The sequence below is a fragment of the Microbacterium azadirachtae genome (assembly GCF_000956505.1).
Classification (GTDB): domain Bacteria; phylum Actinomycetota; class Actinomycetes; order Actinomycetales; family Microbacteriaceae; genus Microbacterium; species Microbacterium azadirachtae_A.
On the sequence record NZ_JYIX01000039.1, the window covers coordinates 61,904 to 87,900 of the forward strand.

The window sequence follows — 25,997 nt, forward strand, 5'->3', positions numbered from 1 at the left end:
CCCGGGAATCGCGCACAGGTCCGGCGTTTAGACTGGAACCATGCCCGAACCGAAAGCCGCGAGCTTCCCGGCCATCCGCGGAGCGCTGAAGTTCTACCAGATCGCTTCTGTGATCACCGGCGTCATGCTCCTGCTCCTGGTCACGGAGATGGTCCTCAAGTACACCCCGATCCACCTCGAGCTCTTCGCGGGCGGATCCGGCGGCTTCCTCTGGTTCGCCCCGGTCGTCGAGGGCCTGCACGGCGGCCTCGAGTCCACGGGCAACGGCCTGAACCTCTCGATGGGGATCCTGGTCGCGCACGGCTGGTTCTACGTCGTCTACCTCTTCGCCTGCTTCCGGGTGTGGAGCCTGATGCGCTGGCCGTTCCTCCGCTTCATCATGCTCGCCCTCGGCGGCGTCGTGCCGTTCCTCTCCTTCATCATGGAGACCCGCGTCGCTCGTGAGGTGAAGGCGTATCTCGCCACGCGGGAAGCCTCCTCCGACCAGACCTCCTCGACCACTCCCGCCACGGAAGGTGCCCGTTGACCGACAACACTCCCGACACCGAGCAGCGCCCCGCCCTCGTCGTCGACTTCGGTGCGCAGTACGCGCAGCTGATCGCCCGCCGCGTCCGCGAGGCCGGCGTCTACAGCGAGATCGTGCCGCACACCGCGACCGCCGCCGACATCGCGGCGAAGAACCCGGTCGCCCTGATCCTCTCCGGCGGTCCGTCCTCGGTCTACGAGGAGGGCGCGCCGCAGCTGGACCCGGCCGTGTTCGAGCTCGGGGTGCCGACCCTGGGCATCTGCTACGGCTTCCAGTACATGGCTCGCACGCTCGGCGGCGAGGTCGCGAACACGGGCCTGCGCGAGTACGGCGCCACCGACGCGATGATCCCGGTCAACGACTCCACCCTGCTGGGCGGCCAGCCCGCCGAGCAGAACGTGTGGATGAGCCACGGCGACCAGGTCGCCCGCGCCCCCGAGGGCTTCGAGGTGCTCGCCTCGACCGGCTCGACGAAGGTCGCCGCGTTCGCGGACGAGGAGCGCAAGCTCTACGGCGTGCAGTGGCACCCCGAGGTCAAGCACTCCGACCACGGTCAGGAGATCATCGAGAACTTCCTGCACAAGGGTGCGGGACTCCCGGCCGACTGGAACAGCGGCAACGTCATCGCCGAGCAGGTCGAGCGCATCCGCGCCCAGGTCGGCGACGCCCGCGTGATCTCCGCGATGTCCGGCGGCGTCGACTCCGCCGTCTCCACGGCGCTCGTGCACAAGGCGATCGGCGATCAGCTCACCGCGGTCTTCGTCGACCACGGCCTGCTCCGCAAGGGCGAGCGCGAGCAGGTCGAGCGCGACTACGTCGCCTCGACCGGCGTGCGCCTGATCACGGTCGACGCGGAGGACACGTTCCTCGGACACCTCGCCGGTGTCACGGATCCGGAGACCAAGCGCAAGATCATCGGCCGCGAGTTCATCCGCGCCTTCGAGCAGGTGCAGCGCGACCTCGTCGAGGAGGCCAGGGCATCGGGGGAGAAGGTCAAGTTCCTCGTGCAGGGCACGCTGTACCCCGACGTCGTCGAGTCCGGCGGCGGCGCGGGCACCGCGAACATCAAGTCGCACCACAACGTGGGCGGCCTGCCCGACGACCTCGACTTCGACCTCATCGAGCCGCTGCGCACCCTGTTCAAGGACGAGGTGCGCGCGATCGGCCGCGAGCTCGGGATCCCCGACGCGATCGTCGGACGCCAGCCGTTCCCCGGGCCAGGGCTCGGGATCCGTATCATCGGCGAGGTCACGCGCGAGCGCCTCGAGATCCTGCGCGAGGCCGACGCGATCGCCCGCGAGGAGCTGACGCTCGCCGGTCTCGACCAGACGATCTGGCAGTGCCCTGTCGTGCTGCTCGCCGACGTGCGCTCGGTGGGCGTGCAGGGCGACGGCCGCACCTACGGCCACCCTGTGGTGCTGCGCCCCGTGTCGTCCGAGGACGCGATGACCGCCGACTGGACCCGCCTGCCGTACGACGTGCTCGCGAAGATCTCGAACCGCATCACGAACGAGGTGCGCGAGGTCAACCGCGTCGTGCTCGACGTGACCTCGAAGCCGCCGGCAACCATCGAGTGGGAGTGACCCCGAAGCCCCCTCTCCGCTGACGGCGAGACTCCAACTGGGCGACGAGAATGCGGCTGCGAAGCGCATTCTCGTCGCCCAGTTGCAGTCTCGCGGACAGAAGGGCGTTCTGGCTCAGCCGAGGTGCTTGAGCGCCTCGCGGCGGCTCAGCGGCGAGAGGCCGGGGTGGGCATCGACGAACGCGCGCACCCACTCGGGATCCGTGCGAGCGAAGTCCCGCAGCGCCCAGCCGATCGCCTTGCGGATGAAGAACTCCGGATCCGCGAGGTTCGGCTCGATCGCGTCGGTGAGCAGTGCACGGTCGGTGGCGTCCTTGCGCTGCAACTGCGCGATGATCGCGACCCGGCGGACCCAGAAGTCCTCGTCGTCGGCCCAGACCCGCAGCTCCACGGCCAGCTCAGCGGGATGCGCGTCGAGGAGGTCGGCGAGGCGGTGCGCGACCTCGTCGACGTGGTCCCACCAGGCGCCGGTGCGGACCATCTCCTCGTGCACGTCCAGCATGTCGAGGCGCCCGCGCAGCGGCCGCAGCGCCATCAGAGCCTGCGCAGCGTAGCGCTCCTCGCGGTGGCCGGCGGTGCGCCACAGCTCGAGCGCGGCGTCGCGCAGCTCGTCCGCATCCGCGATGCCGCGCGCGGCCTCCCGGGTGAGCCGCCTGGCCTCGGGCACCCGCACGCCGAGGAACGGCATGGCCGACTTCATGTAGGCCTGCTGACCGGGGGCGAGGGCAGGATCCGCGGCGTCGCGCAGGGCCTCTCGGACGGCGGCGGCGAGGGGCGAGGAGGAGGTCACATCAGCAGTGTAGAAATCTTTCGAAGAATCTTCGACGGACTGTCGATCCGGTGTCTTCTCGTTCGACGTCTTCAGTGAGAGGGTCGAGACACGACCTGAGACGAGGAGACAGAGACCATGAAGTTCATGCTGATCATGCGCGCGGACGAGCAGGGTGTGCGGGCGTACGAGGACATGCCGTTCGAAGAGGTCATCGCGGCGATGGGCCGCTACAACGAGTCGATGATCAAGGCGGGCGTGCTGATCGCCGGCGAGGGACTCACCGACGCGGCCGAGGGCTTCGTCGTCGACTTCTCCGCCGAGGCGCCGCTGGTCACCGACGGCCCCTACGGCGAGACCAAGGAGCTGTTCAACGGCTTCTGGATCATCGAGGTGTCCACGCGCGAAGAGGCTGCGGAGTGGGCCAAGCGCGCCCCGCTCAGCGCCGGCGCCTACCTCGAGGTGCGTCGCGTCACCGAGATGGAGGACTTCCCGGCCGACAACGAGTGGATCCAGAAGGAGGCCGGCTGGCGCGAGGAGGCGGCCGCCCGCGCGGCCGAGTGAGGACCATGCCGGGATCCGATTCCTCGGCGACGGCGGGCTCCCCGGTGGAGCGCGCCGTCGCCGCGGTGTGGCGCATCGAGTCGGCGCGCATCGTCGCGACCCTGACCCGCTACACCGGCGACTTCGGGCTCGCGGAGGACCTCGCCCAGGACGCGCTCCTGGAGGCGCTCGCGCAGTGGCCGCAGGATGGCGTCCCCGCGAACCCCGCAGCGTGGCTGACGGCGGTCGCCAAGCGCCGCGCGATCGACGGCTGGCGGCGCAGGGAGCGCTACGACGACCGGCTCGCGGTGATCGCCCACGACCTCGCGCGCGAGCAGGACGACGCCCTCGACGCGCCGCCGTGGGATCCCGACGCGATCGACGACGACGTGCTGAGGCTCGTCTTCATCGCCTGTCACCCCGTGCTGTCGCGTGAGGCCCGTGTGGCGCTCACGCTGCGCGTGGTCGGCGGTCTCAGCACCGAGCAGATCGCGCGCGCCTTCCTCGTGCCGACCGCGACCGTGCAGCAGCGGATCGTGCGCGCCAAGAAGACGCTCGCCGCGGCGAAGGCCCCGTTCGAGGTGCCGTCGAGGGAGGATCTCCCGGCGCGGCTCGGCGCCGTGCTCGGCGTGCTGTACCTGGTGTTCAACGAGGCGCACGCGGCGACCGCGGGGGAGGACCTGCTGCGTCCGGATCTGGGCCGCGAGGCGATCCGGCTCGCCAGGGTGCTCGCCGCGCTCCTGCCCGGCGAGCCCGATGTGCACGCGCTGCTGGCGCTCATGGAGCTCACCGCCGCCCGTTTCCCGGCGCGGGTCGACGCGCAGGGGGATCCGGTGCTTCTTGCGGATCAGGACCGCCGGCTGTGGGATCGCGGCAGGATCGCGCGCGGACGTGCCGCCCTGGCCCGCGCGGACGCGTTCGGCCGTGGGCGCGGCGCCTATGCGCTGCAGGCCGCGATCGCGGAATGCCATGCGGTGGTGCCCTCGGTCGAGGAGACCGACTGGGCCACGATCGTGCTGCTGTACGAGGCGCTCGGCCGGATCGCGCCGTCGCCGGTCGTGGAGCTCAACCGCGCCGCCGCCGTCGCGATGGCCACGGGACCCGCCTCTGCGCTGCGCATCATCGACGCCCTCGCCGAAGGCGGTGCACTGCGCGGCTACCACCTGCTGCCCGCCACCCGCGGCGAGCTGCTGCTGCGGCTCGGGCGCGAGGAGGAGGCGCGGTCGGAGTTCGCGGTCGCCGCAGCCCTCGCGGGCAACGACCGCGAGCGCGCGCTGCTCGAGCAGAAGGCGCGCGGCTGAGCGGATCCGCCCTGCAGGAACGACGAAGGCCGCCCTCCGAGGAGAGCGGCCTTCGTCTGATTCCGAGCGCGACTAGTTGTTGCCTCGGGCGATCGCGATCATGCGCAGGATCTCGACGTACAGCCAGACGACGGTGACCATGATGCCGAAGCCGCCGAGCCAGCCGTAGACGCGCGGAGCGCCGTTGCGGACGCCCTGCTGGATCTGGTCGAAGTCCAGGACCAGCGAGTACGCGGCCATGAAGACCACGAGCACGCCGATGATGAGGCCGAGCGGGATGCCGAGGATCTTGACCTGGCTGAGGAGGCCGAACATCTGGTTCTGCGGCAGCACGCCGAAGAGCATCAGCCCGACGTTGAGCAGCGAGAAGACGAGGTAGCCGAGCATCGCGATCATCACGATCTTGGTCATCTTCGCCGAGGCGCGCACCTTGCCGCTGGCGAACAGCGCCAGGGTGACCGCGACGACGGCGATGGTCGCGAGGCTCGCCTGCAGCACGATGCCGGGGAACCGCACTTCGAAGAAGGCGGAGATGCCGCCGACGAACAGGCCCTCGAACGCCGCGTACGCGAAGATCAGCGCGGGGCGCACCTTCTTGCGCGAGGTGAAGCTCACGATCATCGCGAGCACGAAGCCGCCGAGTGCGCCGACGAGCCACGGCCACATCTGGATCCTGCCGAGGGCGGCCGCCTGCACGTACGGGTCGGAGGTGTTGGGCAGCGCAGCACCGCCGAGCGTGAAGAACCAGCCGATCACGGCGAAGACCAGCAGGATGGCGAACAGGCCCGCGGTCTTCCACACGGTGTCTTCGACCGTCATGCGGTCGGTCTCGATGGCGCCCGCAGGCGGAGCCGCGTACATCCCCTCGAGGTTGGCGTTCACGGCGGCCTGCTGCGCCGCGGCGAACTGCCCGGCGGGCGGCGGCGGCGCGTACTGCGCGTTCTGGGCACCCGCCTGCGGGCCCCCGGGATAGGTCGCGACGGCGCGCGGATCCTTGTCCTTGAACGCCGGGTTGTTGAAGGCGAAGTTGCTCATGGTCGGCCTCACTCCTCAGAAGTGGTGGTCATCTTCCTTCTACGATAGCGGCGGATCCTCTGAGCGGCACTGTCGTACGCTGAGAGCGTGACCCGACGGATCCCGATCGACGTCCCCCTGATCATCGGCCATCGCGGCGCTCCCGGCTATCGTCCGGAGCACACCGCCTCCTCCTATCGCCTCGCGTTCGCGATGGGCGCGGACGCCGTCGAACCCGATGTCGTGGCGACGAGCGACGGCGTGCTGGTGATCCGGCACGAGAACGAGATCTCCGGGACGACCGATGTCGCCGACCATCCCGAGTTCGCCGATCGGCGCACCACGAAGCGCATCGACGGGGTGGCGCTCACCGGCTGGTTCACCGAGGACTTCACCTGGGCCGAGCTGGCCACGCTGCGCTGCCGCGAGCGCGTGCCTGCGCTGAGGCCAGGATCCGCAGGGTTCGACGACACCGAGCCGATCCTGCGCCTGGCCGATCTGCTGACGCTCGTCGCGGAGGCCTCGACCGAGCACGGCAGAGAACTCGGCGTCGTGCTCGAGATCAAGCACGCCACGTTCTTCGCCGGGATCGGGCACGACCTCGCGGCGCTGGTCGAGCGCGACCTGCGAGCCGCGGGCTGGGCCTCGGGAGAGCACCCGCTGTGGGTCGAGTCCTTCGAGCGGAGCGTGCTGGACGATCTCCGCGCGCGCGGAGTGCCGGCCGTCTACGTCTACCTGCTCGAGGCCGAGGGGGCTCCCGCGGATCTCGTCGCCCGAGAGGGCGCCGCCGCGCCGGACTACGCCCAGACCCTGACCCCGGCGGGGCTGGACGCCCTGAACGGCGGCGTCGACGGCATCAGTGTGGACAAGCAGATCCTGCTGCGGCATTCGGGCCGCGAGCTGGTCGCGGAGGCGCACGCACGCGGCCTCGTCGTGTTCACGTGGACCTGCCGCCCGGAGAACGCCTTCCTCGACCGGAGGTTCCGCCACGGCGCCCAGGCCGCCTTCGGGGACTACCGGGCGGAATGGGCGGCGATCGCCGGCACCGGCGTCGACGGCGTCTTCGTGGATCATCCCGATCTCGGACAGGTCGTGTTCCGGGACTGAGAGCGAGTTCCCGGGCATCATTTCTAGGAGTCTCCTATGCTGACCGCATGGACGGAATCGTCGCGGAGGGGATCGGCCGGTCGTTCGGGCGCGTGCACGCGGTGCGCGATGCGACGTTCCGAGCGGAGGCAGGACGGGTCACCGGGCTGGTGGGGCCCAACGGCGCGGGGAAGACGACCCTGCTGCTCATGCTGGCTTCGCTGCTCGCGCCCGATCGCGGCAGCATCCGCGTCGGCGGTATCGACCCGATCGCGGATCCCTCGGGTGCCCGCCGCGTGCTGGGGTGGATGCCCGATGCGCTGGGGGCCTGGCCCTCGCTGACCGTGCACGAGAGCATCCTGACGATGGCCCGACTGCACGGCCTCGCCCGGGAGGACGCCCCGCGGCGGGTGAACGAGCTGCTGAGCCTGGTGGGTCTCGAGCCGCTCGCGTCGTCGCCGGCGAAGGTGCTCTCCCGAGGGCAGAAGCAGAAGCTCGGTCTCGCCCGCGCGCTCGTGCACGACCCGCAGGTGCTGCTGCTTGATGAGCCGGCCTCGGGGCTCGACCCCGAAGCCCGCGTGCAACTGAGGGTGCTGCTGCGTCGCCTCGCCGCGGAGGGCCGCACGGTCCTCATCTCCAGCCACGTGCTGTCCGAACTCGAAGAGGTCGTCGACGACACGGTGTTCCTCGTGGCGGGTGCGGTCGTCGACGCACCCGCGGTGCAGTCGCGCGCGTGGCGGATCCGGATCCTCCAGGGGCCGCACTCCGATGCCTCAGGGGCGGAGAGCCTTGCGGCGGCGGGATCCGATCCCCGTGCGGGCGTCGCGGCCGCGCTCGGTGTGGCGACGGATTCGCTCGGCATCGACCGGGGCGACGTGCTCGCGGTCTTCGGCGACGATCGCGACGCGGCGGCGGGGCTCGCCCGGTTGATCGGCAGCGGAGTCACGGTGAGCGCGTTCGCGCCGGCGCAGAGCGAACTGGAGCAGGCCTTCCTCTCCCTCGGGGACGCGCCGCAGAGCGGGGGGAGCGTCCGATGAGCGCCGCGCGGATCTGGACCATCGCCCGTCTCGAGCTCACGCAACGGCTGCGCAGCGCCGGCTGGTACGTGCTGCTGGGCGTCTTCGCCCTCGTCATGCTCATCGCGACGGTGCTGTCGTTCCTGTCCTTCTCCTTCCAGACCCAGACGGGCGCGGGGATCTACTCCGTCATCGTGATGCTGGTGCTGCTGCTCGTCGTGCTGATCTCGCCGACGCTCAGCGGCTCGTCGATCAATGGCGACCGCGAGGCCGCGACATTGGCGAGTGTGCAGGTGACGCTCGCGTCCACGGGCGACATCATGCTCGGAAAGCTCCTCGCCGCCGTGCTCACAGGGTCCGCGTTCCTCGCGATCGCGGTGCCGTTCCTGCTGGTCGGGATGCTCGCCGGGCTTGTCACCCCGGGCGCCCTGATCGTGTCGCTGCTCGTGCTGGCGGCGGAGATCGTGATCGTGGCCGCGATCGGCGTCGGCTGGAGCGGGTTGCTGTCTCGGCCGCTGTTCTCGGTCGCGAGCACCTATCTCGTGGTCGCCGCGCTGACCGTCGGAACGCTCATCGCCTTCTGGCTGGGCGGAGCGGCGATCCAGACCGAGACCGTCTCGAAGCACCGTCCGTACGATCAGGCCACCGGGCAGCCGATCTGCGACAGCTGGGTCGAGGACAGCGTGCGGCAGCCGCGGTTCGACTACGTGTGGGGCTTCCTCGCCGCGAACCCGTTCGTGGTGCTCGCCGACGCCACCCCGACCACGTACGACGACTACGGCAACCCGCTGGACGTGTTCGGGCAGTTCAAGGCCGGCATCAGAGCGGCTCAGCACCCGCCCGAGGTCCAGATCTGGGACGAATGCGCGTACCGGGCCGACAACTCGCGCCCGACGCCCAGGGAGACCATCGAATCCAGTGCGCCGAGCTGGTTCGTGGGGCTGTCGATCCAGATCGTGCTCGCGGGAGGGCTCTTCGCCGGAGCCTGGGCGCGTACGCGAACCCCGGCACGGCGTCTGCCGCCCGGTACCAGGATCGCCTGAACGGGAGTCCCTTCGAGGCCCTGCGACCGCGCTGGGCCGGGTTCGATGTCGGCGGGCGGACCTAGACTTGTGAGGTCATGAGCGAAGCCCCTTCCCCCGTCATCCTCCCGCCCGGATCCTCCCACCGAGGGCCGGCGGGGCCGGCCTCCGGCGCCTCCGCCGACGACCTGCTCACGGGGCTCAACCCGCAGCAGCTCGACGCGGTCACCTACCGCGGGCAGGCGCTGCTGATCGTCGCCGGCGCGGGGTCGGGCAAGACCAGCGTGCTCACGCGCCGCATCGCCCTGCTGCTGCGCCAGCGGGAGGCCTGGCCCAGCCAGATCCTGGCGATCACGTTCACCAACAAGGCCGCGGGGGAGATGCGCGAGCGCGTGGCGCAGCTCGTGGGCGATTCCGCGCGCGGCATGTGGATCTCGACGTTCCACTCCGCGTGCGTGCGGATCCTGCGTCGCGAGGCCGAGCAGTTCGGCTTCACGAAGTCGTTCACGATCTACGATTCCGGCGACTCGCGCGCCCTCATCAAGCGCCTCGTGAAGGACCACGAGGCCGATGCGTTCGGCTTCACCCCCGCGGCGATGCAGTCGCGGATCTCGAAGCTCAAGAACGAGCTGCAGGACGCCGAGTCATACGCCCGGCAGGCGAACATGTCGGATCCGGCGGAGCGCGTCTTCGTCGAGGTCTTCGCCGACTACCAGCGCCGGCTGCAGAAGGCCAACGCCTTCGACTTCGACGATCTCATCGGGCAGACCGTGTACCTCTTCCGCGCGTTCCCGCAGGTCGCCGACGTCTATCGCCGTCGCTTCCGGCACATCCTCGTGGACGAGTACCAGGACACCAACGCCGCCCAGTACGCCCTGATCCACGAGCTCACCCGTCCGGTGCACGGTGATGCACCCGAGCCGTATGCCTCCAACGGAATGATGATCTTCGAGCCCGACCCGCACGAGGCGGCCGGGGCCGAGCCCGGCGCCTCTCTCACGGTCGTCGGCGACTCCGATCAGTCGATATACGCCTTCCGCGGCGCGGACATCCGCAACATCAGCGAGTTCGAACGCGACTTCCCCGGCGCCAAGGTCGTGCTGCTGGAGCAGAACTACCGCTCCACGCAGAACATCCTGTCGGCGGCGAACGCCGTGATCAGCAACAACTTCGATCGCAAGGACAAGAAGCTCTGGAGCGACAAGGGCTCCGGCCACGCGATCGTCGGATTCACCGGGTACTCGCAGCACGACGAGGCGCAGTTCGTGGCCGATGAGGTCGAGTCGCTGCGCCGTGCCGGCATGCCCTACGGCGAGATGGCGGTCTTCTACCGCACCAACTCGCAGTCCCGCGCGCTGGAGGAGATCTTCATCCGCTCCGCCGTGCCGTACAAGATCATGGGCGGCACCAAGTTCTACGAACGCGCCGAGATCAAGGACGCGCTCGCCTATCTCGTCGCGATCGCGAACCCGGCCGATGAGATGGCGGTGCGGCGGATCCTGAACAAGCCGCGCCGCGGCATCGGCGACGTCACGGAGACGTCGATCGCGCGCTTCGCGGAAGAGCACGGACTGAGCTTCCGCGACGCGCTCGCGCACCCGGCCCAGCTCGGCGTCGGCCCCAAGATCCAGGCCGCGATCGCGCTGCTGGACGCGGTGCTGCGCGAGGCGACGGAGATCATGCTGCCCGCCTCCGGCGAGGTGGCGCCGCCCACCGCGGTCGCCGAGGGGCTCACCCTGCTGCTGCAGAAGACCGGCTACATGGACGCACTGCGCGCGAGCCGCGACCCGCAGGACGAGGCGCGGCTGGAGAACCTCGACGAGCTCATCGCGGTGACCCGCGACTTCGCGCGGAACAACCCGGAGGGCACGATCGCCGACTTCCTCACCGAGGTCGCGCTGGTCTCCGACGCCGACGACCTCGACGACGAGTCCGGGGTGGTCTCCCTCATGACGATGCACACGGCGAAGGGCCTCGAATTCGACGCCGTGTTCGTGACCGGCGTGGAGGAGGACCTCATCCCGCACCGGATCTCGGCGAACGAGCCCGGTGGTCCGCAGGAGGAGCGGCGCCTCTTCTACGTGGGGATCACGCGCGCCCGCAAGCGTCTGCACATCTCGCTCGCGATGACCCGTGCGCAGTTCGGCGAGGTCTCGGTCGCGATGCCGAGCCGGTTCCTGCAGGAGATCCCGGCCGAGCTCATCGACTGGCGTCAGTCCCCGGGGGATGTGAACTCGCGCGGCGGCATCCAGTCGCGTGCCTTGAACGCCCGTCGGCCCGGCGGATCCGGAGGATACGGATCGGGCGGTTCGGGCGGCGGCTCCGGCGACAGGTTCGCTCCGCGGGCGCTGCCGAAGCGGGACGGGCTCAAGCCGCTGTCGACCGCGATGGACAAGTTCCCGAACCGGGTCACCGCGAAGGTGCGCGACAACGGCGACCTCGAGCTCGCCGCGGGCGATCGCATCAGGCACGACGACTTCGGCGAGGGCAAGGTCGAGGCCATCACCGGCGAGGGGGCGAAGCGGATCGCGCACGTGCGCTTCGATGCTGCAGGCCAGAAGAAGCTGCTCGTCAAGATCGCGCCGATCGAGAAGCTCTGACCGCCGCTCGGCGATCGTGGACACGCGGGGGCGTGGCGGAGGGCGGTCCCGGTTAGGCTGGGGCAATGGGCCTTTTCTCGCGCCGTAAGAAGCAGGACGACGACGTCACGCCGGAGTCCGCTCCCGCCGCCGCAGAGGTCGGTTCGGACGCCGAGACGAGCGTGAGCGCGTCCGGCATCGCGCCGGGATCCGAGCCCTCGGGCGAAGCCGCCGCTCCCGTGGTCAACGTCTCCGTGCAGGCCTTCCGCGGCCTGGGGTCGCCCTCCGGCCCTGCGGTCGCCCCTCCTGCCGAAACCCCGGAGGCCGGGCACGACCTGATCGACCCCGTCGCGGACGAGACGCCGATCGCGCCCGCGCAGGCGCAGTCGCCGTCGGGCCGTCCTCCGCTTCCCCTCGCCCCGGTGGATCCGCCCGAGCAGACCGAGTCGATCCCCGGCATGCCCGACAACGCGCTGCTGCGCGACGCGCTGGCGCAGCTCGGCGACGACGCGAGTCAGGCCGAGCTGCTGGGCGTGCTGCGGCAGTCGCTGCAGGGCCACCTCTTCCTTCGCGTGAGCGGCGATGCCGGAGAGCAGATCAAGGAGGGCAGGCCTCTGGCCATCGCGGTCGTCAACGATGGCGAGAGCTCCTTCATGCTGGCGTTCAGCTCCGCCGCCGCGGTGCGCGACTCCGTGCAGCAGGGCGATGAAGACCCGGCGGAGACCTCGGCCGTGGTGCAGCCCGTGCAAGCGGTCTACCAGAACGTCATCGACGGACCGTTCGCGGGCCTCATCATCGACAACGCCTCCGAGCCGCATCGCGTGGTGTTCCCCTCGGAGATCCTGCAGAAGGCGCTCGAGGAGGCGGATCCGACGTTCGCCGTCAAGACCCTGCTCGCGGCGCCCCGCGAGGCGGACTCCGAGGCGCGCGTCGCCGAGGCGCTCACCACAGCCCGGCTCTGGGTCGCGGTCAGCGACGTGGACGGCGACGGCCAGTACGGCGTGGCGGAGGCGCACACCGCCGACGGCTCGCGCTACCTGCAGCTGTTCAGCCACCCTCTCGAGGTCATCGCGCTCGGCCGCGGCGATCAGCCGCTGCCCTTCACGGCTGAGCAGATCGGCGGGGTGCTGGTGCAGCAGCCCGGGATGAGCGGCGTGCTCGTCGACGCCGCGGGCCCCGCGATCGCCGTGAGCCGCGAGGCTCTCGCGCCCGTGATCGCGCTCGCGCCGGCAGAGTAGGACGCCTCGCCGCGAGGGTCGGATCCCGGCGCCGGGGAAGGCGTACGAGCCGCTCCTCGTGGGGCCGGAGGGCCTTGCGGCAACCATGCCGGCATCACGAAACACCGCTCCTCAAGGTTCCCTGAAGGAATCCTGAAGAACGCGCGGGTGCCTTGCATACCGGTATTCCGGCTTCCAGGATGGGGTGCATCAGCCCCTGACTGCAAGGAAACATCATGAACGCCGAGGCATCGTCCACACGCAACCGTCGCAAGATCCTCGCCGTGCTCGCCGGAGGCCTCGTCCTCGGCGTGGGCGCGGCCATCACGCTCGCCGCGTGGAACGACTCCGAGTTCGCGACCGGCACCTTCACCGCCGGCTCCTTCAACCTCGAGGGATCCACGACCTCCGCGACGGCCGGCTTCAGCAACCACAACGTGACCAAGGGCGACACGGCCGCCGCTCTGAGCTTCAGCGCGCCGTTCAGCAACCTCACGCCGGGTGATGTCGTCTACGCGCCGTTCTGGGTCCGCCTGGACAGCACGACGACCAACAACGCGACTCTCGTGGCGTCGACCGGCACGGGTACGGGCGCCAACGCGAGCAACATCTCCTACTCCGTGTACTCGATCGCGCCCGCCGCGACGTGCGACGCGACCGCCACCACCGGAACCCTCGTCGCTTCCGGCACCGACCTCACGACCTTCACGGCCGGATCCAGCGTCGCCCTCAGCAAGGGCGCGACCGCGGGAACGGCGGGCACCGCCACGCAGCTGTGCTTCGTCGCCACCGCGAAGTCATCCCTCGCCCAGGGAGGGGCTGCGACCGGGACCTGGTCGTTCACGGCCACCTCGAGCTGACCCATGCCTTCCAGGGAGACCACGACCGTCGTGCCGACGCGTCGCCGCCTCCGCACGCGCCGGCGCGGGCTCGCCCTGAAACGGATCAGGGCGGTGCTCGCCGGCGGGCTCGTGCTCGGCGTCGGCGCCACGGTGACGCTCGCGAGCTGGAACGACGGCGAGTACGCCACCGGCACGTTCACCGCCGGGAGGTTCGATGTCGTCGGCAGCATCAACGGCACGACCTTCGCGAGCCATGCGACGGCGGGCGCGGCGATCGCGATGACCTTCGCCGCGGCAGCGGATGCGGCGGCGCTGGCGCCGGGCAAGACGGTCTACGCGCTGTTCAGCGTGAAGACCACCAACCCGTCCGTCGCCGGAACGGTCAAGCTCACCGCGAGCACGTACGCCGCGGGCACGCTCGCCGACTACCTCACCTACGGGGTGAAGACGGTCACGGCCGCGCAATGCGCGTCGGCCGCCGACTACGCGGCGGCGGGATCCGCGGTCGTCATCGCCGACGGGGCCATGCTGAGCACCTCGGCGGCCGGATCCCAGACCGTCGCCGCGAACGGCGGGAGCCAGGTGAACTACTGCTTCGCGATCACCATGCCGTCCACGGTCGGCAATGGTGCGCAGGGGCTGGCACTGACCCAGACCTGGCAGTTCGTCGCGACGTCGAGCTGACATCGCACACCGCACGAGAAGGAGAAGGACCGTGACCCAGGCGACGACCCCGGCACCGCTGACCCGCCGTGCCCAGCGCGAGTCCGAATCGACCGCCCCGGCCCCACGACGTCGGTCGACGGCGCGCGGTGTGCTGAGCGAGGTGCTGCTGTGGGTCGCGGCGCTCGCCGGCTTGATCTGCATCGTGCTGGTGGTGCTGGCGTTCACAGCGCACATCACGCTCATCATGTTCCGCACCGGATCCATGTCACCGACGATCCCCGCGGGATCCGTCGCGATCGTGCAGCAGATCCCGGCCGGCCAGGTGCACGTCGGCGACGTGGTGACCGTGGATCGTCCCGGCCAGCTGCCCGTCACCCACCGGGTGCGCGCGGTGGAGGACGGCGCGTCGTCGGCCCAGCGCCTCATCACGCTGCGTGGAGACGCCAACGCGCAGGACGACCCCGCGCCCTATCCGGTGAGCACGGTGCGCATCGTGCGCTTCGCGATCCCCGGCCTCGCGCCCGTCATCGTCGCGTTCGGGAATCCCTTCGTGCTCGGTGGGCTCACGCTCGGCGCGACGGCTCTCGTGATCTGGGCGTTCTGGCCCCGGACGGGCGGCCGCACCAGGAGGGTCGACGAGGCGACCGAGGGCGACCCGGGTTCATGACGAGACGGATCCGCTGCGCGGCGGCCGTCCTGCTGACAGGGCTGCTCGCGGCGCTGACCGCGGCGCCGGCGGAGGCCGCAGTCGTGACCGAGACCGTGCAGGGGCGGTATGTGCGCATCGTGTCGAGCGCGGACTGGTCCGCCGCGGCGGCGATGACGGACGGCATGAGCGTGCGCTGGGACCTGACGGTCAGCGCGCACGCCCCGGATCCCGGATCCGTCCGGGTCAGCGTCAGCGCGACCGGCGCCGTGCCGCTCGCGATCGACGTCCGCACGTGTGCGGAGCCGTGGCGGGGCTCGGACTGCTCGTCGGGGGAGCGCACGTTGCGAGCGGACTGGGCGGTGCCGCGCGGCGGGCAGCCGGTCGAGATCGAGGCGATGCCCGCGGACGCCGTCGCGCACCTGCGCCTCGACGTGCGGGTCGGCGACGACGCGCAGCGCGGCGCGTCCACGCAGATCAGGGTGCACGCCGACGGACTCGGGGACGCCCTGCAGATCGGGCCGGGACCGGAGCATGCCCTTCCCGCGACGGGTGGTGGCATACCGGTGCCCGTGATCGTCGTGGGTGGCGTGCTCGTCGTCGCCGCCGTGGTGATCCTCGTCGTCGCGGCACGACGCCGGCGTGACGGCGGTGAGCGATGAGCCGCCGCGACGGGGCACGGAGGACGTTCACCGGGATCCTCGCGCTCTTCGGCGTCCTGCTTCTCGGGCTGATGCTGTGGGCTCCGCCTCTGCAGAAGACCGACGCGTCGTACACCGACGCCGAGTTCGCGGGAGGGAGCGGGGTCAATGCGGTCCGACTGGTGCCGCCGCAGATCACCGGGGTCTCGACGTGCCGCAGCGCGCTGCTCGGCGGCAACATCATGGTGGTCACGTGGAAGTGGACGGCGCAGACCGCGCCCTACTCCGGATTCACCGCGGCCGCCGATACGGAGTGGCAGATCGCGGGAACGGCCTGGCAGGCGGTGCCCACCACCGGTCCGGACGCGAACGGAACTTACACGACGACCTTCACCAGCAGCCTGCTGTCGGGCCTGCTGGGCGGGCTGCTCGGCGAGACGTTCAGCTCAAATGTGCGCACCAAGGCATGGACGGGCTGGGTCTCCCCGACCGTGTCGACGCTCACCTACACCAAGCCGATCCTGAGCACTCCCACCTGCACGTTCGCGAACGGGAGCTGATCGCGCTCGCGTCCGGTCACTCCGCCAGGGCGAGCGCGCGGAACATGTCGCGCTCGCGCAGCGCGTCCCGGCTGCTGGGCGCGGCCGGCGCAGGTCGGGGAGGCGTCTGGCCCGTCGTGCGGTGATAGAGCTCGTCGATCAGGCGGGTGGCGAGGCCGACCAGCTGGCCGATCTCGCGATCGTCGCGATCGATCCACACCGACTTGGGCTCGTCGTGGATGGGCTGGAAGTCGTCGTGCTCCTCCCATACGAACAGGGTGCGCTCGGCGCCGAGCACATGCTGCTGCCACCACACCTGACGCAGATAGGTGCGGGGGATGGACCGCCACGACTTGTTGGTGGTCTTGATCTCCGCCAGGAGGACTCGTCCGTCGGCCTCCTGCACGATGCCGTCAGGGGTCGCCAAGTGCCGCTTCTCGACCTCGGCGCAGAACAGCGCGGACGAGGGCAGGATGCCGTGTGTGGCCGCGACCCAGGCGGCGATCTCCGGCTCGCGCCGTCGGCCGTGGTCCGTGTAGGCGTTGCCGCCGAAGCGGGGTCCGGCGCCGAGCTTCGCGTCCGCCGCGCGGGCGATGGACCCGGCGCTGGTGAGTCCTGCGACGTCGGTCGCGGTGATGCCGCGCGCCCTGGCTCGCAGCCACGCCACCCGATCGCGGGAATCCGCGATGATGCGCGCTTCGAGCTCCGGGGTCACCTGTCGAGGCTACCTCCGCCCGCCGACGCCCACGACCTGGCGCGCCGCGCTCCGCGGGTTGCCGAGTGCACGGGTTGTTGTCGGGTGCACGGGTTGTTGGCGTCGAGTTCCGGTGCGTTCGGCAGGATCCGGTGTTCTCGGCGGAATCCGATCCGGGGCAGTGACAGGTGTTCTCGGCGGGATCCGATGTCGAGCCAGACTGCGGCGCGATCGTCCTGCACGGAAGGCCGCGCAGGGGAGCTTCGCACCGGTTCCGTGATCGCTGCTCGGCCGCCCTGCACGAGTGTTCACGATAAGGCATGGCACTGATCTCCGAGGCGGTCGTCCCGCACCATGAGCCGATCCTTGAGCATCTCGTGCGCTCGCGTGAGGATCTGATCCTGAACGGCTGGACCGACCGGCGGATCGCCGCCGCGGTGCAGGCAGGCGTGCTGTTCCACATCCGTCGCGGCTGGTACATCGACGCGGACGAACGCTCCGGTCTCTGGCCGGAGGAGCAGCACAGGGCGCACGTGATCGCCGTGGCGCGGGACGGTCGGGGCGGCGCCATCGCGTCGCACACGTCGGCGGCGGTGCTGTGGCGACTTCCGCTGTATCGCATCCGATGCGCCCGTGTGCATCTCACGACGAGTCGGGCGCGACGGATATCGAGCGCACCGGACGTCATCAGGCACGCGACGTCCATCGACGCCGAGGACGTGGTCGACATCGACGGGATCCGGTGCACATCGCTTGCTCGGACGGTCTTCGACCTCATCGGCACCCTGCCGCTCGAGGCCGCGGTGGCGCTCGCCGACGCCGCGGAACGACAGATGGCGCTGCGGCTGAGGGAGTGGGACGTCGAAGCCGTGACCTCCTGGCGACTCGGTCTGTCTCGACGGCTCGGCGAGGCCGGCGGGATGCGCGGGATCCGGCAGGCGCGATGGGTCTTCGCCTTCGCCGATGGGCGGGCGGAGTTGCCGGGGGAGAGCGTCAGCAGACTGCAGCTGCGACGGCTGGGATATGCGCCCCCTGCACTGCAGGTCCCGATCCCTGGTCCGGATGGCCGCATGTACTACGTCGATTTCGGGATGGATGCGGTCGGCTCGTTCGGTGAGTTCGACGGGAAGGGCAAGTATCTCGATGAAGCGATGCGCTCCGGCCGCTCGATCGAGCAGGTGATCTACGACGAGAAGCGGCGCGAGGACTGGATCCGTGGCAGGACGCAACAGCGATTCGCCCGGTGGGAGTCCGAGCACATCGGCACGTCGCGGGCGCTCGGGAGGCGACTCGAATCCTTCGGGATCAGCCCGCCGTGATGGGATGCGCGGGGAATCGCGGATCCGTTGACTGCACGGGTAATTGCCGGGCGCACCGCTTGTTGACGCGAAGTTCCCGTGCGCTCGGCAGGATCCCGTGTGCTCGGCGAGATCCTGCGGGCCAGGCGCGAAGCCCGAACCGCCCCGATTTGGGGGAGCAGTCGGGATGCCGTAGTCTTGTCGTAACCGAAGACCGCTGGTCATCGTCGTGTGCGCGAGCATGAGGCGATCGAAGCACTGCCGGATCATGGATCCGCATGGCAGAGGCCCGCGCAGGTGTCACGAACGATCTCCAGGATTCTGGATCACGCTCCGTGCGCTTGCGCCGGAGCGTTTTTGTTTGCCTGCAGAGCGCGGCGGTCCAGGTCGGTGCTCCACTGCCGTGGAGCATCCCGTACCCATCAAGGAGTGACCATGGCGCAGAAGGATGCATCGGTCGCCGAGCTCACGAAGAATTTCGAGGACTCGAACGCCGTCCTGCTGACCGAGTACCGCGGTCTGACGGTTGCCCAGCTCAAGCAGCTGCGCAACAACATCCGTCAGGACGCGAGCTACGCCGTGGTGAAGAACACGCTGACCAAGATCGCCGCGAACAACGCGGGGATCACGGCGCTGGACGACGACCTCAAGGGTCCGTCGGCCGTCGCTTTCGTGCACGGTGACTTCGTCGCCACCGCCAAGGCTCTGCGTGACTTCGCCAAGGCGAACCCGCTTCTCGTGATCAAGGGCGGCATCTTCGAGGGCAACGCCCTGAGTGCCGACGAGGTCAACAAGTACGCCTCGCTGGAGAGCCGTGAGGTTCTGCTGGCCAAGGCCGCGGGCATGATGAAGGCGACGATGGGCAAGGCTGCGGCCACCATCGATGCTCTTCGCGAGAAGCTGGAGACCGCTGAGGCTGCCTGAGCCTCCCCGGTCTTTTCCCCACAAACCCCATCTATTAGGAGAAACATCATGGCGAAGCTCACCACTGAGGAGCTGCTCGACCAGTTCGCTGGTCTGACCCTTGTCGAGCTCAGCGAGTTCGTGAAGGCGTTCGAGGAGAAGTTCGACGTCACCGCTGCTGCTCCCGTCGCCGTCGCCGGCGCTGCGGGTGGCGCTGGTGCCGCGGAGGCCGAGGAGGAGAAGGACTCGTTCGACGTCATCCTCGAGGCTGCCGGCGACAAGAAGATCCAGGTCATCAAGGTCGTCCGCGAGCTCACCTCGCTCGGCCTCGGCGAGGCCAAGGCTGTCGTCGACGGCGCTCCGAAGGCCGTCCTCGAGGGCGCCAACAAGGAGGCCGCCGAGAAGGCCAAGGCTTCCCTGGAGGAGGCCGGCGCTACGGTCACCCTCAAGTAATCTCGCGTTTCGACGCTGCGAAGGCCCCGGGTTCTCCCGGGGCCTTCGTGCATTCCGGGCGGATCCGTCAGCGTGCGGCGTCGAGACGGGGGACGGCCGTCGACTGTCGGGCCACGAGCGTCGCCGGGGAGATCACATGCTCGAGCGGCGCCTCGGCGTCCTGCATCCGTGCCTGCAGCAGGCGGACCGCCTCGACGCCCTGCTCCCGCGGATTCTGCCGGATCGTGGTGAGGCTGAACATCTCGGCGTAGCGGTGGTCGTCGATCCCGATCACGCTCAGCTCGCTGGGCACGCCGATGCCGAGGCGCTGCGCGGCGATGATCGCCCCTACGGCCGCCTCATCGCAGACCGCCGCGATCGCCGTGGGCCGCTTCCGCCGGTCCGCGAGCAGTGCCGCCGCGGTCGCGAACGCCTCGGGGATCGTGGACTGCGTGGGAACTGCGCGGATGCGATCCTCCAGCCCTGCGGCGATCATCGCCTGGCGGTAGCCGTCCAGGCGCTTGCGCTCGCCGAAGCTGAACCGGTCGGCGTCCTCCGCGTCGCCGAGGAACGCGATGTCCTCATGGCCGAGGTCGATCAGATGCTCCGTGGCGACGCGTGCGGCCACGACGTCGTCGATCGTGACGGTGTCCGCATGCTCGGCGAACGGGCCTACGGAGACGAGGGGCAGGCCGGTGCCGGCCAGACGCTCGAGCTCGTGCGCCCCCGGCTGCAGGCAGACGGCGATGATGCCGTCGAAGCGCCGCCCGGCCAGGGCGTGGTCCAGCATGCGGGCGCGCTCCTCGCTGCCCTCGGCGGCGCCGTACAGCGCGAGGTCGAGGCCGTCGTCGATGAGGGCCTGCTGGAGTCCTGCGAGCAGTTCGGCGAAGTACCAGCGGTCCGCCATCGGCATGATGACGCCGATCGTGGAGGTGCGCCCCGTCGCGAGGCTGGATGCGCTCGAGTGCGCCGAGTAGGCGAGCTCCCGCGCGGCGCGTTCGACGCGCTCCCTGGTCTCGGCCGAGACGTAGCCGTTCCCGCTGAGGGCGCGACTGGCCGTCGACTTCGCCACGCCGGCACGCAGCGCCACATCGATGATCCCGGTCACGGCGACCCCTCCTCGAAAAACGGATTCCCTCACCATAGCGATATCTCAGAAACTATGGAACCGGTTTCCTGAGAGCGGTCCCATATATTCCGCGGCTCGACGCGCCCGGTTATGCAGTTGTGATCCAAAGCCGTTGCGCAATGGGCAGGAGGGTCACTAGTGTCGCCTGGAAGCGGTTCCTGAAGGAGCCCCCAGCGCTGGGGAAATCGCCCCCGCGAATTCGAAGGAGAAAACGTATGGGAATGTCTCAGCGACGTCGCCTGATCGCGCCTCTGGCACTGCTCGCGGTGTCCGGCCTCGCTCTCGCGGGCTGCGCCGAGGGCGGCAGCTCGAGCGGCGGAGACTCGTCCGGCAAGGGGGAGACCGTCAAGATCTCCGGCGGCATCACGGGGTCCGAGGCGGATCTGCTGAACAAGTCCTTCGACCAGTTCACCAAGGACACCGGCATCAAGGTCGTCTACACCGGCGACAAGGGCTTCGAGGGCAACATCGTCACGAAGGTGTCCGGCGGTAGTGCTCCCGACATCGCGATCGTGCCGCAGCCGGGCTTGCTGAAGAGCCTCGTCGGCACCGGTCAGGTCAAAGAGGCCCCCGCCGATGTCTCGACCAACGTCGACAAGAACTGGTCCAAGGACTGGAAGACGTACGGCACGATCGACGGCAAGTTCTACGCCGCCCCGATGCTCGCCAACGTCAAGGGCTACGTCTGGTACTCGCCGGCGAAGTTCAAGGAGCTCGGCGTCGAGGTGCCCAAGACCTGGGACGACCTGCTGACGCTCACGAAGACGCTCCAGGAGAAGACGAGCGCCGCCCCGTGGTGCGCGGGCTTCGCCTCCGGTGACGCCTCGGGCTGGCCGGGCACCGACTGGATCGAGGACCTCGTGCTGCGCCAGAGCGGCACCGATGTCTACGACAAGTGGGTCGCGGGCGACGTCAAGTTCACCGACCCGCAGATCAAGCAGGCCTTCGATGCCGTCGGCACGATCCTGCTCGACCCGAAGTACGTCAACGCGGGCTTCGGCGACGTGAAGAGCATCAACTCGACGGCCTTCGCGGACGTCGCGGCCAAGGTCGCCGACGGCACCTGCCTGATGACGCACCAGGCCTCGTTCCTCTCGTCGAACTTCCTCGACGTGAAGACCAAGGACGGCAAGGCGCCGACCGTGGCTCCCGACGGCGACGTGTACGCCTTCGTGCTCCCCGGCATCAAGGAGGGTGAGAACACCATCGAGGGCGGCGGCGAGTTCGTCGCCGGCTTCAGCGACACCGCAGCGACCAAGAAGGTCCTCGCGTACATGTCCTCGCCGGAGTTCGCGAACGCCCGCGTCAAGCTCGGCGGCGTGATCTCGGCCAACAAGAACGCGGACGCCTCGCTCGCGTCCAGCCCGTTCCTGCAGGATGCGATGAAGACACTGCAGGACCCGAAGACGACGCTGCGCTTCGACGCGAGCGACCTGATGCCGGCCACCGTCGGCTCCGGATCGTTCTGGAAGGGCATGGTCAGCTGGATCGACGGGAAGCCGACGGATCAGGTGCTGAGCGACATCCAGGCCGGTTACAAGAACTAGTCTGAGCATCACCCTGCGGGGCTGCGGGGCCCGTCCGCGACATCGTCGGACGGCCCCGCAGTCGTCGCAGGGCAGATCCTGACAGCGTTCAACGTCGAACCCGGAAGGGGCTTCACATGTCGCATGCCACAGCGACCGAGACCGAGACCGCGCGATCCGATCGCAAGACCGGTGCCGCGGGTTCGGGACGCACGACCGCGTCCCGATCGGTCACGGTCAGCGCCTACATCGTGGGCGCGATCCTCATCGTCGGGGTGTTCATCGCCCTCATCGCCGGCGGCCCGGCGGACAGCCCGAAGCCGACGTCGCTCGGCTTCTCGCTGAACAGCTTCTTCATCTGGCTCGGCGGACTGAACCCGCTGGTTCAGATTCCTCTCGTGCTGGTCGTCTTCGGCGTCATCGCCGGGATCCTGCTGGTACTCATCGAGTACGCGCCGCGCGCAGGTCGGGGATACTTCTGGCTGCGCCTGGTGGCCTGCTTCGCCATCCCGGTGCTCGCCTTCATGATGCTGCGTCCGTACCAGAACGCCGTGGTCTACGTCATGGTGATCGCCCTGGTCGCCGGCGGACTGCTGTTCTTCGCCGACTACCGAGCGCGTGAGGGATCCGGCTACCTCTTCCAGCTCACGCTGTTCATGGCTCCAGCCACCCTGCTGCTCATCGTCGGGCTCATCTATCCCGCCGTGAGCACGATCATCCAGTCGTTCTTCGACAAGACGGGCAAGGACTTCGTCGCACTGGAGAACTATCAATGGGTGTTCACGAACCCCGAGGGGTTCTGGTCGGTCATCAACACGCTGATCTGGGCGCTCATCGCGCCGATCGTGTCGACGATCTTCGGTCTCGCCTATGCGGTCTTCATCGACCGCGCCCGCGGCGAGAAGATCCTCAAGGTGTTCGTGTTCATGCCCGTCGCGATCTCGTTCGTCGGCGCCGGCATCATCTGGAAGTTCATCTACGACTTCCGGCAGGGCGATCAGATCGGTCTGCTGAACGCGATCGTGACGCTGTTCGGCGGCAAGCCGATCTCCTGGCTGGACACCACTCCGCTGGTCAACACGATCTGCCTGCTCATCGTCTTCATCTGGACGCAGACCGGATTCGCGATGGTGATCCTCTCCGCAGCGATCAAGGCGGTGCCGACGGAGCAGATCGAGGCCGCATCGCTCGACGGGGCGAACGCATGGGATAGGTTCCGCAACGTCACCGTCCCGGGGATCCGTTCCTCGCTCATCGTCGTGCTGACGACGATCACGATCGCCTCGCTGAAGGTCTACGACATCGTCGCCGTGATGACGGGTGGTCGTGCCAACAGCACCGTGCTGGGCTTCGAGATGGTCAACCAGCAGCAGCGCTTCCAGAGTTACGGGCACTCCTCGGCGCTGGCCGTGGTGCTGTTCCTGTTCGTGCTGCCGCTGATCATCTACAACGCCAGGCAGATGGCCAAGCAGAGGGAGATCCGCTGATGAGCGCGACACAGGCCGTCGTCACCGACAACCGCACCAAGCGCCAGGTCGAGCGCGACACCCGCCGCCATGAGGCCACCGCGCAGAAACGGCTCACCTCGAGAGGAGCGACGATCGCGGCGGTGATCATCGCGATCTTCTGGACGATCCCCACGCTCGGGCTGTTCATCACGTCCTTCCGCCCCGGCGCGGATTCGAACAGCACCGCCTGGTGGACGGTCTTCGTGAACCCGTCGTTCACGCTCAGCAACTACGCCGACGCGCTGACCTCGGGCGGCACCGCATTGACACTCGGTGCCTCGTTCCTCAACTCGCTGGCGATCACGATCCCGGCCACGGTGATCCCGATCTTCATCGCCTCGCTCGCGGCCTATGGCTTCGCGTGGATGAACTTCAAGGGCAAGAACCTCGTGTTCGTCTTCGTGTTCGCGCTGCAGATCGTGCCGATCCAGATGGCACTGGTCCCGCTGCTGTCGTTGTTCTCTCGAGGACTCACGCTGTTCGGTACGCAGATCTTCCCCGGCTTCACCCTGCGCGACGTGGACCACAGCTTCGCCACGGTGTGGATCGCGCACGCGATCTTCGCGATGCCGCTGGCGATCTTCATGCTGCACAACTTCATTGCGGAGATCCCCAGCGAAGTCGTCGAGGCCGCGCGCGTCGACGGCGCGGGCCACGGGCAGATCTTCTTCCGCATCATCCTGCCTCTGGCGATGCCGGCCATCGCGTCCTTCGCGATCTTCCAGTTCCTGTGGGTCTGGAACGACCTGCTGGTGGCGACGATCTTCGCGCCCGAGTCGTCCTTGCCGCTGACCCAGACGCTGAACTCCTTGTCCGGCACCTGGGGCAATCAGTGGTATCTGCAGTCCGCGGGAACGTTCATCTCGATCATCGTTCCGCTGATCGTGTTCTTCGCCCTGCAGCGGTTCTTCGTGCGCGGCCTGCTGGCCGGCGCGACGAAGGGCTGATCCGCTCGGCGCCCCGGAGGCCGGGACCCGCACCTCGCGGGCCCCGGCCTCCGTCGTGCCACCGGCCCGGCTGCCGGGGGAGGCGCCGCGCGCAGGGGAGAATGGCCGGATGACACGTCGGCTCGCTCTCGTCCTCGGGATCGTCGGGGTGGCGATCGCGGTCGCCACGGCCGTGGTGCTGGCGACCTCTCCCGCGGTGATCGTGTCGCTCGACGACGCGTGGAACCTGGAGATGGTGGAATGGCGCGGGTCGGTGCTCGTCGGCTGGGCGCTGGTCATGAACGTGCTCGGCGGGGGATGGGTCGCGACCATCCTCACCCCGCTCCTGATCGCGGCCCTCGCCTGGCTCGTGCGGGGCTGGCGCGGCGCCCTGTTCGCGCTGATCGCCTTCGCGGTGAGCGCGGGGATCGTGCAGCTCGTGAAGAAGGCCCTGGGCCGCGCCCGTCCGCAGGATCTGCTGATCGCCTCCGATTTCGGATCCTTCCCATCCGGGCACACGGCGAACGCCGCAGCCCTCGCGGTGGTGCTGTGGTTCCTGTTCCCGACACTGTGGGTCGCGATCGGGGGAGCCGTGTGGACGGCGGCGATGGGGTTCTCCCGCACCGTGCTCAGCGTGCACTGGTTCAGCGACACGGTCGGCGGCGCCCTGATCGGCGCCGGCGCCGCGTTCCTCGCGGCCGCCGTGCTGTGGCGCTGGGTGCGGCTGCCTCCGGTGCTCGACGGCGTCGAGGCGCGGGATCCCCGCGCGGATCCGCCTCGCTAGGCTGAGAGGATCCGCAGGTCCCTGAGCGAGCGTAGCGAGACGAAGGGCGCGATCGAAAGGTACCCCGTGGCACGCATCCGACCGTTCCGCTCCGAAGACGTCGACGCGCTCTCCGACGTGTGCGTGAAGACCGCCGACGTCGGCAAGGACGCCACGGGCATGCTCGAGGACGACGCGCTGTGGGGCGACCTGTTCGCGGTGCCCTACGCGCTGCGCGACCCGGCGCTCTGCTGGGTCGTCGAGGCGGACGACGCGCGGGTGATCGGCTACATCGTCGCCACGGATGACACGAATGCGTTCGCCACCTGGTTCCGTGACGAGTGGTGGCCCTCGCGCCGCGACCGCTACCGTGCGTCCGGCGCGGCCGTGCCGACGCCGCAGGACCGCTTCATCGCCTATGGCGACCGCCAGGCGCCGGGTGACGATCCGATCGTGCAGGAGTACCCGGCGCACCTGCACATCGACCTGCTGCCCGAGACGCAGGGCCAGGGACTCGGGCGCCGCCTCATCGACACGCTGCTGGCCGAGCTCGGCCGGCGCGGCGTGCCGGCGCTGCACCTCGGGATGAACGCCGACAACCTCTCCGCGGGTGCGTTCTACGAGCGCCTCGGCTTCACCGAGCTCGCCTCGGGCGAGGGAAGCACCACCTACGGGATCCGGATCCCCGCGGCCTGACGCGCCTCTGGCCGGCAGGGGCTCCGCTCTGACATCGCAACTCCGCAGGACGTCTGCAACTCCGCAGGAGGATCCGGGCGGATCCGTCCTGCGGAGTCGCAGACGACCTCGAAAACGGCGGCCGGTGCGCGGG

At 69.4% G+C, this 25,997-nt stretch carries 26 protein-coding genes; 22 read left to right on the top strand and 4 right to left on the bottom strand.

Annotation, left to right across the window (positions count from 1 at the left end; translation table 11 throughout):
* The first annotated feature begins 40 nt into the window (after positions 1-40).
* Positions 41-526: a DUF3817 domain-containing protein gene (locus tag RS86_RS16525; RefSeq protein WP_045273373.1), complete on the top strand. Its 486-nt coding sequence runs from the start codon at positions 41-43 to the stop codon at positions 524-526.
* On the top strand, positions 523-2,109 hold the full coding sequence (guaA, locus tag RS86_RS16530; protein WP_045273374.1) for a glutamine-hydrolyzing GMP synthase: 1,587 nt from the start codon (positions 523-525) through the stop codon (positions 2,107-2,109). The genes RS86_RS16525 and guaA overlap by 4 nt, the downstream gene beginning before the upstream one ends.
* Before the next feature lie 114 nt (positions 2,110-2,223).
* Here guaA and RS86_RS16535 read toward each other — a convergent pair whose 3' ends face one another.
* Complete coding sequence (locus RS86_RS16535; protein ID WP_045273375.1) at positions 2,224-2,898, bottom strand: DNA alkylation repair protein; 675 nt, start codon at positions 2,896-2,898, stop codon at positions 2,224-2,226.
* 117 nt (positions 2,899-3,015) lie between these two features.
* On the opposite strand from RS86_RS16535, the gene RS86_RS16540 reads away from it, so the two are divergent.
* Positions 3,016-3,441: a YciI family protein gene (locus RS86_RS16540; protein ID WP_045273376.1), complete on the top strand. Its 426-nt coding sequence runs from the start codon at positions 3,016-3,018 to the stop codon at positions 3,439-3,441.
* A gap of 5 nt (positions 3,442-3,446) precedes the next feature.
* Positions 3,447-4,721: an RNA polymerase sigma factor gene (locus RS86_RS16545; RefSeq protein WP_045273377.1), complete on the top strand. Its 1,275-nt coding sequence runs from the start codon at positions 3,447-3,449 to the stop codon at positions 4,719-4,721.
* Positions 4,722-4,793: 72 nt separating this feature from the next.
* Here RS86_RS16545 and RS86_RS16550 read toward each other — a convergent pair whose 3' ends face one another.
* Positions 4,794-5,756 carry a Bax inhibitor-1/YccA family membrane protein gene (locus RS86_RS16550; protein WP_045273378.1) on the bottom strand — a complete coding sequence of 321 codons (963 nt, stop codon included), beginning with the start codon at positions 5,754-5,756 and terminating at the stop codon, positions 4,794-4,796.
* A gap of 87 nt (positions 5,757-5,843) precedes the next feature.
* On the opposite strand from RS86_RS16550, the gene RS86_RS16555 reads away from it, so the two are divergent.
* The 10 genes from RS86_RS16555 to RS86_RS16600 all read left to right on the top strand — a co-directional run bounded on the left by RS86_RS16555 (position 5,844) and on the right by RS86_RS16600 (position 16,010).
* Positions 5,844-6,842 (top strand): glycerophosphodiester phosphodiesterase family protein, encoded by a 999-nt coding sequence (locus tag RS86_RS16555; protein WP_235281807.1) that lies wholly within the window; start codon positions 5,844-5,846, stop codon positions 6,840-6,842.
* Between the two features lie 47 nt (positions 6,843-6,889).
* Positions 6,890-7,858, top strand: a complete 969-nt coding sequence (locus tag RS86_RS16560; protein ID WP_045273379.1) for an ABC transporter ATP-binding protein — start codon at positions 6,890-6,892, stop codon at positions 7,856-7,858.
* On the top strand, positions 7,855-8,880 hold the full coding sequence (locus tag RS86_RS16565) for an ABC transporter permease (protein WP_045273380.1): 1,026 nt from the start codon (positions 7,855-7,857) through the stop codon (positions 8,878-8,880). The genes RS86_RS16560 and RS86_RS16565 overlap by 4 nt, the downstream gene beginning before the upstream one ends.
* Positions 8,881-8,957: 77 nt before the next feature.
* Complete coding sequence (locus RS86_RS16570) at positions 8,958-11,459, top strand: ATP-dependent helicase (RefSeq protein ID WP_045273381.1); 2,502 nt, start codon at positions 8,958-8,960, stop codon at positions 11,457-11,459.
* 65 nt (positions 11,460-11,524) lie between these two features.
* Positions 11,525-12,676, top strand: a complete 1,152-nt coding sequence (locus RS86_RS16575; protein ID WP_045273382.1) for an SseB family protein — start codon at positions 11,525-11,527, stop codon at positions 12,674-12,676.
* Between the two features lie 215 nt (positions 12,677-12,891).
* A complete protein-coding gene (locus RS86_RS16580) occupies positions 12,892-13,515 on the top strand; it encodes a SipW-dependent-type signal peptide-containing protein (protein WP_045273383.1) in 624 nt (207 codons plus the stop codon).
* A 3-nt stretch (positions 13,516-13,518) separates the two neighbouring features.
* On the top strand, positions 13,519-14,181 hold the full coding sequence (locus RS86_RS16585) for a SipW-dependent-type signal peptide-containing protein (protein WP_235281808.1): 663 nt from the start codon (positions 13,519-13,521) through the stop codon (positions 14,179-14,181).
* Positions 14,182-14,212: 31 nt separating this feature from the next.
* Positions 14,213-14,830 (top strand): signal peptidase I, encoded by a 618-nt coding sequence (locus tag RS86_RS16590; protein ID WP_082076849.1) that lies wholly within the window; start codon positions 14,213-14,215, stop codon positions 14,828-14,830.
* The gene (locus RS86_RS16595; RefSeq protein ID WP_045273384.1) at positions 14,827-15,471 is read left to right on the top strand and encodes an LPXTG cell wall anchor domain-containing protein; all 645 of its coding nucleotides are present in this window, start codon (positions 14,827-14,829) and stop codon (positions 15,469-15,471) included. The genes RS86_RS16590 and RS86_RS16595 overlap by 4 nt, the downstream gene beginning before the upstream one ends.
* Positions 15,468-16,010 (top strand): hypothetical protein, encoded by a 543-nt coding sequence (locus RS86_RS16600; RefSeq protein WP_045273385.1) that lies wholly within the window; start codon positions 15,468-15,470, stop codon positions 16,008-16,010. The genes RS86_RS16595 and RS86_RS16600 overlap by 4 nt, the downstream gene beginning before the upstream one ends.
* 16 nt (positions 16,011-16,026) lie before the next feature.
* Here the strand turns inward: RS86_RS16600 and RS86_RS16605 are convergent, their stop codons facing one another.
* On the bottom strand, positions 16,027-16,704 hold the full coding sequence (locus tag RS86_RS16605; protein ID WP_045273386.1) for a YqaJ viral recombinase family protein: 678 nt from the start codon (positions 16,702-16,704) through the stop codon (positions 16,027-16,029).
* Between the two features lie 299 nt (positions 16,705-17,003).
* Here RS86_RS16605 and RS86_RS16610 point away from each other — a divergent pair, with 299 nt between their 5' ends.
* The 3 genes from RS86_RS16610 (at position 17,004) to rplL (ending at position 19,337) form a co-directional block, all read left to right on the top strand.
* Positions 17,004-18,002, top strand: coding sequence for a hypothetical protein (locus RS86_RS16610; protein ID WP_045273387.1), 999 nt, complete (start codon positions 17,004-17,006; stop codon positions 18,000-18,002).
* Between the two features lie 414 nt (positions 18,003-18,416).
* Positions 18,417-18,905, top strand: a complete 489-nt coding sequence (rplJ, locus tag RS86_RS16615; RefSeq protein WP_045273388.1) for a 50S ribosomal protein L10 — start codon at positions 18,417-18,419, stop codon at positions 18,903-18,905.
* A 48-nt stretch (positions 18,906-18,953) separates the two neighbouring features.
* Entirely contained in the window at positions 18,954-19,337 is a 384-nt protein-coding gene (gene rplL, locus RS86_RS16620) for a 50S ribosomal protein L7/L12 (RefSeq protein ID WP_045250549.1), read from the top strand.
* 67 nt (positions 19,338-19,404) lie between these two features.
* On the opposite strand, the gene RS86_RS16625 is transcribed toward rplL, so the two are convergent.
* A complete protein-coding gene (locus RS86_RS16625) occupies positions 19,405-20,424 on the bottom strand; it encodes a LacI family DNA-binding transcriptional regulator (protein ID WP_045273389.1) in 1,020 nt (339 codons plus the stop codon).
* A 236-nt stretch (positions 20,425-20,660) separates the two neighbouring features.
* Here RS86_RS16625 and RS86_RS16630 point away from each other — a divergent pair, with 236 nt between their 5' ends.
* From RS86_RS16630 to RS86_RS16650, 5 genes are all read left to right on the top strand, one after another.
* A complete protein-coding gene (locus tag RS86_RS16630) occupies positions 20,661-21,992 on the top strand; it encodes an ABC transporter substrate-binding protein (protein WP_045273390.1) in 1,332 nt (443 codons plus the stop codon).
* A gap of 116 nt (positions 21,993-22,108) precedes the next feature.
* On the top strand, positions 22,109-23,458 hold the full coding sequence (locus tag RS86_RS16635; RefSeq protein ID WP_082076850.1) for a carbohydrate ABC transporter permease: 1,350 nt from the start codon (positions 22,109-22,111) through the stop codon (positions 23,456-23,458).
* The gene (locus RS86_RS16640) at positions 23,458-24,426 is read left to right on the top strand and encodes a carbohydrate ABC transporter permease (RefSeq protein ID WP_045273391.1); all 969 of its coding nucleotides are present in this window, start codon (positions 23,458-23,460) and stop codon (positions 24,424-24,426) included. The genes RS86_RS16635 and RS86_RS16640 overlap by 1 nt, the downstream gene beginning before the upstream one ends.
* A gap of 109 nt (positions 24,427-24,535) precedes the next feature.
* Positions 24,536-25,189, top strand: a complete 654-nt coding sequence (locus RS86_RS16645) for a phosphatase PAP2 family protein (RefSeq protein ID WP_045273392.1) — start codon at positions 24,536-24,538, stop codon at positions 25,187-25,189.
* A gap of 66 nt (positions 25,190-25,255) precedes the next feature.
* Positions 25,256-25,864 carry a GNAT family N-acetyltransferase gene (locus RS86_RS16650; protein ID WP_045273393.1) on the top strand — a complete coding sequence of 203 codons (609 nt, stop codon included), beginning with the start codon at positions 25,256-25,258 and terminating at the stop codon, positions 25,862-25,864.
* Positions 25,865-25,997 lie beyond the last annotated feature (133 nt).

Excerpts from the sequence above, each read along its gene's own strand:
- RS86_RS16570 (WP_045273381.1), top strand. The coding sequence starts at position 8,958 with ATGAGCGAAGCCCCTTCCCCCGTCATCCTCCCGCCCGGATCCTCCCAC.
- RS86_RS16545 (WP_045273377.1), top strand. The coding sequence starts at position 3,447 with ATGCCGGGATCCGATTCCTCGGCGACGGCGGGCTCCCCGGTGGAGCGC.
- RS86_RS16580 (WP_045273383.1), top strand. The coding sequence starts at position 12,892 with ATGAACGCCGAGGCATCGTCCACACGCAACCGTCGCAAGATCCTCGCC.
- RS86_RS16560 (WP_045273379.1), top strand. The coding sequence starts at position 6,890 with ATGGACGGAATCGTCGCGGAGGGGATCGGCCGGTCGTTCGGGCGCGTG.
- RS86_RS16575 (WP_045273382.1), top strand. The coding sequence starts at position 11,525 with ATGGGCCTTTTCTCGCGCCGTAAGAAGCAGGACGACGACGTCACGCCG.
- RS86_RS16565 (WP_045273380.1), top strand. The coding sequence starts at position 7,855 with ATGAGCGCCGCGCGGATCTGGACCATCGCCCGTCTCGAGCTCACGCAA.
- RS86_RS16540 (WP_045273376.1), top strand. The coding sequence starts at position 3,016 with ATGAAGTTCATGCTGATCATGCGCGCGGACGAGCAGGGTGTGCGGGCG.
- RS86_RS16610 (WP_045273387.1), top strand. The coding sequence starts at position 17,004 with ATGGCACTGATCTCCGAGGCGGTCGTCCCGCACCATGAGCCGATCCTT.
- rplL (WP_045250549.1), top strand. The coding sequence starts at position 18,954 with ATGGCGAAGCTCACCACTGAGGAGCTGCTCGACCAGTTCGCTGGTCTG.
- RS86_RS16550 (WP_045273378.1), bottom strand. The coding sequence starts at position 5,756 with ATGAGCAACTTCGCCTTCAACAACCCGGCGTTCAAGGACAAGGATCCG.
- RS86_RS16600 (WP_045273385.1), top strand. The coding sequence starts at position 15,468 with ATGAGCCGCCGCGACGGGGCACGGAGGACGTTCACCGGGATCCTCGCG.
- RS86_RS16585 (WP_235281808.1), top strand. The coding sequence starts at position 13,519 with ATGCCTTCCAGGGAGACCACGACCGTCGTGCCGACGCGTCGCCGCCTC.
- RS86_RS16645 (WP_045273392.1), top strand. The coding sequence starts at position 24,536 with ATGACACGTCGGCTCGCTCTCGTCCTCGGGATCGTCGGGGTGGCGATC.
- rplJ (WP_045273388.1), top strand. The coding sequence starts at position 18,417 with ATGGCGCAGAAGGATGCATCGGTCGCCGAGCTCACGAAGAATTTCGAG.
- RS86_RS16595 (WP_045273384.1), top strand. The coding sequence starts at position 14,827 with ATGACGAGACGGATCCGCTGCGCGGCGGCCGTCCTGCTGACAGGGCTG.
- RS86_RS16525 (WP_045273373.1), top strand. The coding sequence starts at position 41 with ATGCCCGAACCGAAAGCCGCGAGCTTCCCGGCCATCCGCGGAGCGCTG.
- RS86_RS16640 (WP_045273391.1), top strand. The coding sequence starts at position 23,458 with ATGAGCGCGACACAGGCCGTCGTCACCGACAACCGCACCAAGCGCCAG.
- RS86_RS16630 (WP_045273390.1), top strand. The coding sequence starts at position 20,661 with ATGGGAATGTCTCAGCGACGTCGCCTGATCGCGCCTCTGGCACTGCTC.
- RS86_RS16635 (WP_082076850.1), top strand. The coding sequence starts at position 22,109 with ATGTCGCATGCCACAGCGACCGAGACCGAGACCGCGCGATCCGATCGC.